We start from the raw sequence: 8,976 nt of genomic DNA, 5'->3' as shown, positions 1-8,976 counted from the left end.
TTGATGCGGGCCTCCTGCACTGATTACTATGAACTGATAACTGATAACTTTATCACTTCCGGTATTTCCACATATTGTGTAATTATTGTACAGCCCCCCGCCATCCAAATTTTGTGTGAATAGCGCTTGTTTTTTACCAAGCTAAAGAATTATTTCCTTGACATAGGTAAGTTTATCCTGTATTCTAATTTCAACATTCCAAGCACAAGGAACGAGCCCAGTTTAGAGGAAATCTGCAGAGAGCTGACGTATGGTGAAAGTCAGCGGTGGAATCTTTACAAGTCACTCGAGAGTGTCCCGGTGGAAAGCGTAAGCGAGTAATTCCGGGCGGACATCCCCGTTACGGAGAAGGCTTTCAGCCGGAGTATAAAACAAGGTGGTAACGCGCAGGTCGCCCTTGTCCGCATTGGCGGGCAGGCGCCTTTTTTATTTCCATCCTTTTCACGCCCCTGAAAGCAGAGCGACAAACCAGGGTGGTACCGCGCCAGGCGCCCCTGCCGATTTTTTCGGCAGGGGCTTTTTGATGGAATGAATGGTCAGGAAAGAGAGGTAAAACTTATGAGCATGGGTAAATGGATGAAAAAAGCAGCATTGGCATTGATGGTGGCCGGGGCAGTCTTTGCCGTCTCCGGATGCGGAGGAGAGAAAGCTTCTTCCAAACCGATGGAAGGCGCAAAAGTCGCAAAAATCGGCTTCGCTACGGCTTCTACCGGACCGGTAGCCGCTTATGGACTTGGTGAAAAAGAAGGTTTTGACATGGCCGTCGAAGAAATCAATAAAGGCGGAAAAATCCATTTCGAAGTCAATGAAATGGACACAAAAGGCCAGGTGAGCCAGGCGGTCAATGTCATCCGGAAAATGATTTCCCAAAAGGAAGCAGTCATCGTGGGACCTGTGCTTTCCTCGGAATATAAGGCTATCGGGAACCTGGTGGAACAGGCAAAAATTCCAACCATCGGAGTCGCCGTAACGGCAGAAGGAGTCACTGACGGGTATGACTACCTTTTCCGGGTCTGTGTGCCGGAATCGGAAAATATCCCGAATACCGTGAAGAAGACCCATCAGAAACTGGGCTACAAGACGGCGGCCATCCTGTACTCCTCCAATAACGAGCACCAGGTTTCGGCCTACAAAGTCTTCAAGCGTTCCCTCGAAGCAGAAGGGGTGGAAATTATCGCTACCGAGACCTTTGCTGATAAAGACACCGATTTCTCCGCACAGCTGACGAAAATCCAGCCTTTGAATCCCGATGTGGTGATCCTTGCCGCCTACTATCAGGAAGGGGCGCTGATCCTGAAGAAAATGAGAACCCTCGGTATGAATCAGCCGGTCCTTGGCGATAACGGCTTTGCTTCCCCGGAACTGATGAAACTGGCAGGAAATGCTTCCAACAATACCTACGTTTCTTCCATGTGGGCACCGGACAGAAAGAGTAAACTCACTGAGGATTTCGTGGCAGCATTCAAAAAGAGATATAACAAAGATCCTGACCAGTTCGCAGCCTGCGGGTACCTTGCCGTAAAATATGTAGCCGATGCCATGGAAAAAGCAGGAACTACCACGGATACGAAGAAAATCCGCGAAGCCATGGCGACCATCAAAAATATGGAAACTGTGGCAGGTCCCATGAGCTTTGAAAATAGAGGGACCCCGAAAGTGGACCTCGTCCTTCTGGAAGTGAAAGATGGGAAATTTACGTTGGCGAAATGAGTGAGTGTATTGGTTTGAGTCACATTGTCTGATTCGTGGTCCGTGATCCGTGGTCCGTGATTCGTGGTCCGTGGTCCGTGATCCGTAATTCGTGAAGGTGGGCGCTTTGAAATGATACAGGCGCCCATTTTTTATATAGAATTTCTTCTTCGGTGACTTTTGAATCGCGGCTGCCGATTAACCCGATACCCCGCATCCCGAAATTTCGGAAATAGACACGGAAGCGGCATGTCGGAATGGAGCTAAGACCCGAAAACCGTAACTGACACAGGTTGTCTTATCTGACAAAAGACTCAAAAATCATTACGTTACGCATGAAAATTTTCTTCATTTCCGACTTGTAAGATCGTACGCCCCTCCTGCCCTTCGGGCACCCTCCCGGACGCGGGAGGGACGCATGGAACCATTTGTGTCCATATCGGCTTGTACGTTCTTACTCTGCCAGCATTGACATTGACACTATTTAATCAGAAGAACGAGTTTTTCAACCCCGCCTGTGCAAAATTCCCATAAAAAATGTGCCCCATCAGGGGCACACCTTCCCGAATCACGGACCACGAATCACGAAATCTCGGAAATGTATAATCCGGGGCTCGCCGCGGTGAGGCTGACTCACGAATATCGTAGTTGACTCAATCCATAGTATCTGACAGAAGACTCCAATAAAATCGTCTGTGCAAAATTCCCATAAAAAATGTGCCCCATCAGGGGCACACCTTCCCGAATCACGGACCACGAATCACGAAATCTCGGAAATGGCTAATCCGGGGCTCGCCGCGGTTTGCTAATCCACGAATACCGTTAGAGACTCAGACCAATGTATCTGACAAAAGTCTCAGATAGTAAACTTCCACGCGCAGCTCCATTCCTCGGGGTGCTGATCCGGCGGGCAGGCGATGCAGGTGGTCTTGATCCGGTCATCGATGCCTTCTGCGAATCGGCTGTATTCTACGAGGCCTGCACTCTTGCAGGGATAGTCGGGAAGTCCTTTTGCCTTTCTCGCATGCTGGACCCGGCAGCGGTTCATTTCAAAAATGAGGGCTCCATCCTCCCACCGGCAGGACTGGACGTTCAGTCGTCCGTAAAGACGGAAGTTCAGCGCTTTTTCGAGACCTTCGAGGCCCGGGTGCTCCGGAAGGCCCAGAAGTTTCCTGATTTCCAGCGCTTCCACGAGGGAGAAATAGTTCCAGGTGGAATCGTTGCACCGCTTGGCATCGTTCATTCCGTATAATTTTTCCACTTCCTGGAAGAATACCCCGTCCTGGGCGAGCCAGTTTTTGGCAAGTCCGTCGATGATGGCCAGTTTCTTTTCATTTGGCAGGTCATCAATGATTTTCGGCATATGATGGGAGACAGGAAGTCCCATGGAGGCGAACCGGCGGAGCGATATGTCCCAGGTCTTGTCCCAGGCTTTGTCCATGATTTCCATGGCCTGGTCAAATCCCCGCTGGTGCTGGATTTCCCGAAACCACAGGACATGATGGACAATGATCCGGTGAATCATGTTTCTGATGAATTCATTGAGCTCTGTGCTGTCCATTTCTTCCGGGCAATTCTTTATTTTATCCATTTTCTGATCCATTCTCCTTTTATCCTCCTTTACGAATCCGCATTACAAATCTATTACCATTTTACCACTTTCAGGGGAAAGAGAATTCATGCCCCTTATTGTCTAACGGAAACCGGCATTTCCCCTTTACTTGAAAAATTAAAGTGTTTCTCAAAATCATTTACCCCGGTCCTTAAGGATGCTAAAATTCGAATATAAGAACTATTAAAATTTTCTGTAAAGGAGAATGAAATATGGCTGAAATTAAAAATGCCCATCACGATGATCACTGCGCATGCGGACACTGCCATTGCGGACATGAACATGAACATGAACATGAACACGAACATGAACATGAACACGAACATGAACATGAACATGAACATGAACATGAACACAATCATGAACATGAACACGAACATCACCATGAACATGGACATGAACATCACCATCATGACCATGATGAGGAAGAAGAGGAAATAAAACCTCATGATCACTCCAATGATCCGGAAATGGAAAAGTATCGGGCCAATGAAGTGGATATCATGGAGAACCGGGAGCAGATCCTTGCTGATGAACGGCGGGCTTTTGGTCATTTCCACAATTCTGAAGGAAGTGCCGAAGAAGACTGTGACCTTTGCGGGAAACCGCTGAATAGCTGCCATTGCGACTTTTTGGGAAATACCTATAAGGAAACGGTTTTCCATCTGGAAAATGTGGACTGCATGGAATGCGCAGCCAAGATGGAAGGGAAAATCCGGGAAATGCCTTCCGTATTTTTCGCAGCTCTTTCTTTCACCACGAAAGAATTGTATGTGATTTCCAAAGAAGATCCGGAAACGCTCCTGCATGAAATCCTTCCCGTCTGCCGCAGCGTGGATGAATCGGCCGGCATCATTCCTCCTGCTGACAAATCCGATTATAAGACGGAAAATTATGAAATTCCCACCCTGGACTGCGCAGCCTGCGCCCTGAAGCTGGAAAAACTGATCAATCACCAGCCGGGAGTCCTCTCCGCTTCTATTTCCTATGCTACGAAGACGATGCGCCTCACTGCCAAAGATCCGGACAGCCTCATTCCCATGCTGACGGAAAAGTGCAATGAAGTGGAATCGCCCACGGAAATCCATAAAAAAGTCCGTCCCCCGAAGCGGAAAGCAGCTGCACCGGAGAAGAAGGAATCCTTCTTTGATAAGCTGAAAGACGAAAAGGGACAGCTCATTATCGGCGGTATTCTCTTTGTCATCGGCATGATTCTCCATTATAACCCGGGAGATATGTTTAATCTGGGAGAAATGGCAGGAAATATTTTCTTCTTTATTTCCTACCTCATCCTGGGCGGCCCCATTGTCTGGGCAGCACTCAAAAATATCACCCATGGCGAATTCTTTGATGAAACTTTCCTCATGACCATCGCCACCCTGGGCGCTTTCGGCATTCAGGAATATCCGGAAGCGGTGGGCGTCATGTTCTTCTATCGCATTGGCGAATATTTCCAGGATCTGGCTGCCGGCAGAAGCAGAAAACAGATCATGGATGCTGTGGATCTCCGTCCGGAAGTGGTCCTCAGGGTCAATGGAAATGAAACGGAAACCATTCCGGCAGAAGAAGCCAGAGTGGGAGATATCCTCCTGCTCCGCCCGGGCGACCGGATTCCGCTGGATGGCATCATTACCGAAGGCACCACCCAGATTGATACATCTGCCCTCACCGGCGAACCGAAACCGGTTTCTGCTGAAACAGGTTCTGCCATTGATTCCGGATGTGTCAATATGACAGGCACCATTAAAATGCAGGTAACTAAAATCCTGGCAGAATCCATGGTTACCCGAATCCTGGATTCCGTAGAAAATGCGGTAGCCAGCAAGCCGAAAATTGACCGGTTCATCACCCGTTTCTCCCGCATTTATACGCCTTTAGTCGTTTTAGTTGCCTTGATTGTAGCCTTCGTCCCGCCCCTCCTTTTTGGCGGCGACTGGGAAAAATCCATTTATACAGCCCTCACTTTCCTCGTTATTTCCTGCCCCTGCGCCCTCGTCATTTCCGTACCGCTGGCATTCTTTGCCGGAATCGGTACGGCCTCCAAAGAAGGCATCCTTTTCAAGGGCGGCACCATTATCGAAACCCTTTCCAAAATCAAAGCTGCTGTCATGGATAAGACAGGAACCATTACAGAAGGGAAATTCAAAGTCCGCGAAGTCCTTCCTTCTTCCGGCGTGAAGGAAGAAGAACTGATTGGTCTGGCCGCCGGCGCAGAAATTTACTCTACCCATCCCATCGCGAAATCCATTGTGGAAGAAGCAGGAGAAAGAAATCTCACCATCCCCACCCTTGAAGATCTTCACGAAGAAGCGGGACACGGAGTCATCGGAAAACTGGAAGGAAATACCATTTATGCGGGCAATGACCGCCTCATGAAGAAAGCCGGTATTTCCGAAGACAAACTGCCACAGAGCCAGGGGACAGGCACCCTTGTCTATGTGGCCAGAAATCAGGAATTCCTGGGCTGCATCGTCATTGCGGACGCCCTGAAATCCGATGCCATCAATTCCATCCGCGAATTGAAGGGAATCGGCGTCACTCCTGTCATGCTGACCGGGGATAATAAAACCAATGCCGAAGCCATTGCAGAAAAAGCAGGCATCAAAGATGTCTATGCCCAGCTTCTGCCGCAGGATAAATTATCCATTATGAAAGAAATCCGCGAATCGAAAGGAGCCGTCCTTTTCGTAGGTGATGGCATCAATGATGCTCCTGTTTTGGCCGGAGCAGATGCCGGAGCAGCTATGGGAAGCGGTGCAGATGCAGCCATTGAAGCAGCAGATATCGTATTCCTCAATTCCGACGTACAGGCCATTCCGAAAGCCATCCGCCTTTCCCGTAAAGTCATCCGTACAGCCTGGGAAAATGTGGGATTTGCCCTTTTCGTCAAAATTGCGGTCATGGTCATGGGCCTGGCAGGATTTGCCAATATGTGGGTCGCTGTTTTTGCAGATACCGGCGTCACCCTTCTCTGTATCCTCTACTCCATCAGACTGCTGAAAGTAAAAATCTGATGAGCACTGTCAGTTGTTAATGAAAAGCCTGCCTCCATCGTGAGGCAGGCTTTTTGTGTGGGAAAAATGAGAGGAGGAATCAGGGATTAGGAATTGAGGGTTGGGGACTAGAGGCGGTGGCGTCTGAAAATAATAGAAGCCGCCTTTTTGAAACTGCCTTCGGCTCGCAGCGGCGGAAACAGAAATGGACGGGTACTAAAAACTGACGGCTGACAGCTAATGGCTGACTGCCAGGTCCTTTTGTCTCTTTTTTCGATATGATAGAATCATTACAAAAGGCTGGAATTGATTTCTGATTTTCTGCAATTGTGGCTCAGTCACTAAGAACTGATAACTATCAGCATAGAGGTAAACAGTTTTCTGTTTTTTATATATTTTCCATTCGGGGAAAATTGGCAGGAGGAATCATGGAAAAGAAAAAAATTCTCGTCATCGCCACGGGAGGGACCATTGCTTCCCGGCCTACGCCGGACGGGCTCATGCCGGCCCTCTCGGGAGAAGATTTACTTGCTCTGCTTCCGGAGCTCAAAGAAGTCTGTGATGTAGAATGCCGGGAGCTTCTTCAGCTGGATTCCACCAATCTTTCCCCGCGCCACTGGATTCTGATGGCGGAGGCGGTGGCGGAAAACCGGGAGATATACGACGGATTTGTCATTACTCACGGAACGGACACCATGGCTTACAGCGCAGCGGCCCTTTACTATATGCTGGAAAATATGGATAAACCGGTCATTCTGACCGGTTCCATGGTGCCTGCCGGGGAAACCGGGTCGGATGCGGAGGATCATCTTCGCCTTGCTTTTCAGGCGGCTCTTTCGGGCCATCCGGGAGTCTACATTGCTTTTGGAAATCAAATCATCTATGGCAACGATGCCAGGAAACTCTCCAGTCAGGACATGGCTGCTTTTGGAAATATCAACCGTCCTCTGGCGGGAAGCTTTGCCGGTGGACATCTTCTCTGGCAGGAGGAAAATCCTCTGCCGAAGGGACCCTTCCAGCTTCATGACAAGTTGGACACCCGGGTGGGAGTCCTCAAAATCGTGCCCGGCCTTTCCCCGTCGATGCTGAAACATTTCGTGGATGACGGATATAAAGCGGTCATCATCGAAGGCTATGGTACAGGAGGCATTCCGGATCAGGAATCGGAAAATAATTTCCTACCCCTTTTCATCTATGCGAAAAATCATGGCTGCCGTCTCATCTGTACCACCCAGTGCACCTACGGGGGTGTATATATGGATCATTACGAAATGGGAGTCCGGGCCCTCCGCCTGGGCGTCGAATCCGGCGGAAAGCTGACTACCGAAGCGCTGCTGGCAAAAGTGATGATTGAACTGGGGGAGAAATGAGCCGTTAGCAGTTAGCCGTTAGCAGTTAGTAAAAGTGATAAGTGGTAAGTGAAGGCGGCCCGCATCAAAATTGGAAGCGGGCCATTTTTATATAGGAAAGTAACCAAGGTTGAAAGGAATTAGGAATTAGGGATTAGGGGCGGTGGCGCTGCAACAGTAAAAGGCAGCGCCTTTTTTATTGAGTCTTCGGACTGAATCCGGCGGGAACAGGGATGAATAGTTTTGCTAAAAACTAACGGCTAACGGCTAACAACTACCCACTCTTGACCGGTTCTTACAACCGTATGCTATCATGATTACAGGGAAGTTTCATAAAGAAGGAGTGATAGCTATGGCTGACAAACGATACACCATGCTGCAGGCCTGCCGGGAAACCGGTATGACCTATGAAGCGCTGAAATATTACTGCAACGAAGGCCTCGTGCCGGAAGTGGGAAGGGACGGCGCGAACCGGCGGGTTTTTGACGAATATCACATCCAATGGATCAAAGACCTGACCTGCCTCAAAAAGTGCGGCCTTTCTATCAGGGAAATGAAAGCATACCTCGCCCTCTGCCTCGAAGGGCCTTCCACCATACCGAAAAGGAAGGAAATGCTTTCGGAAAAGAAAAAAGCCCTCCTCAAAGAGGAGGAAGCCATCCGGGACAGCCTTGCCTATATCGACAGGAAACAGGATTTCTACCAGTCCGTGCTGGACGGAAAGATCGAGTATCAGAGCAATCTGGTGGCAAGGTACAGGAAATAGGGAAGGGACTGTACAATAATTGCACAATCTATTGAATTACCGGAATTTATAAAGTTATCAGTTCTCAGTTCCCGGTTAACAGAGGAAACCCGCATCAAATGGGAGGGTGTGTCATTTTTCTACACAATTCTCATTGAAAATAATTAAATTTTTATATAACAAGGCTGCCTCTCCTGTGTAAAGGCGGTCACCAGAACTGCGAATGGATAACTATATTTCGGAATGTTTTTTAAAAAGTGTGTCTGTTTTTGTACATATCCAGCCGAGCGAAGCGGGCGGGGGGCGTACTATCGTATATGCCGGAAGTGAGCCGGGTGGAAAGCAGAATTCCCCAGGGGAAGCCTGCACGCTTTCCTATTTCCTCATTTGTCCCGAGCAGGTTTCGCTGGTTTGCCTCATATGTGCCTTGTACGATAGATGAACCCACCCGACCTCGCTTCGCCCGGTCACCCTCCCAAAACCCGGTAATGGCACACACTTAAGGATTTACTCCTAAAAACAGACAATTACATAACCCCATTTTAGCGTATCCAGCAGGATACGCTTTTTAATTTATTAATTTTAAAT

At 48.8% G+C, this 8,976-nt stretch carries 5 protein-coding genes; 4 read left to right on the top strand and 1 reads right to left on the bottom strand.

All coding sequences use genetic code 11. The features are described 5' to 3' along the window. Positions 1 to 558 precede the first annotated feature (558 nt). Positions 559 to 1,710 (top strand): ABC transporter substrate-binding protein, encoded by a 1,152-nt coding sequence (locus VZT47_RS08030; RefSeq protein WP_330224455.1) that lies wholly within the window; start codon positions 559 to 561, stop codon positions 1,708 to 1,710. 835 nt (positions 1,711 to 2,545) lie between these two features. Here the strand turns inward: VZT47_RS08030 and VZT47_RS08025 are convergent. After that, positions 2,546 to 3,292, bottom strand: a complete 747-nt coding sequence (locus VZT47_RS08025) for a DUF6125 family protein (protein ID WP_330224454.1) — start codon at positions 3,290 to 3,292, stop codon at positions 2,546 to 2,548. Between the two features lie 221 nt (positions 3,293 to 3,513). Here VZT47_RS08025 and VZT47_RS08020 point away from each other — a divergent pair, with 221 nt between their 5' ends. The 3 genes from VZT47_RS08020 (at position 3,514) to VZT47_RS08010 (ending at position 8,409) form a co-directional block, all read left to right on the top strand. Then, the gene (locus tag VZT47_RS08020) at positions 3,514 to 6,315 is read left to right on the top strand and encodes a heavy metal translocating P-type ATPase (RefSeq protein ID WP_330224453.1); all 2,802 of its coding nucleotides are present in this window, start codon (positions 3,514 to 3,516) and stop codon (positions 6,313 to 6,315) included. A gap of 407 nt (positions 6,316 to 6,722) precedes the next feature. Continuing rightward, complete coding sequence (locus VZT47_RS08015; protein ID WP_330224452.1) at positions 6,723 to 7,664, top strand: asparaginase; 942 nt, start codon at positions 6,723 to 6,725, stop codon at positions 7,662 to 7,664. Between the two features lie 331 nt (positions 7,665 to 7,995). Then, the gene (locus tag VZT47_RS08010; RefSeq protein WP_330224451.1) at positions 7,996 to 8,409 is read left to right on the top strand and encodes a MerR family transcriptional regulator; all 414 of its coding nucleotides are present in this window, start codon (positions 7,996 to 7,998) and stop codon (positions 8,407 to 8,409) included. Positions 8,410 to 8,976: the final 567 nt, after the last annotated feature.

The organism is Dialister sp., from assembly GCF_036343215.1.
Classification (GTDB): Bacteria; Bacillota; Negativicutes; order Veillonellales; family Dialisteraceae; genus Dialister.
This window is presented reverse-complemented; position numbering and strand designations above follow the sequence as displayed.

Coding starts and splice junctions, on each gene's coding strand:
- VZT47_RS08015 (WP_330224452.1), top strand. CDS start 6,723: ATGGAAAAGAAAAAAATTCTCGTCATCGCCACGGGAGGGACCATTGCT.
- VZT47_RS08025 (WP_330224454.1), bottom strand. CDS start 3,292: ATGGATCAGAAAATGGATAAAATAAAGAATTGCCCGGAAGAAATGGAC.
- VZT47_RS08030 (WP_330224455.1), top strand. CDS start 559: ATGAGCATGGGTAAATGGATGAAAAAAGCAGCATTGGCATTGATGGTG.
- VZT47_RS08010 (WP_330224451.1), top strand. CDS start 7,996: ATGGCTGACAAACGATACACCATGCTGCAGGCCTGCCGGGAAACCGGT.
- VZT47_RS08020 (WP_330224453.1), top strand. CDS start 3,514: ATGGCTGAAATTAAAAATGCCCATCACGATGATCACTGCGCATGCGGA.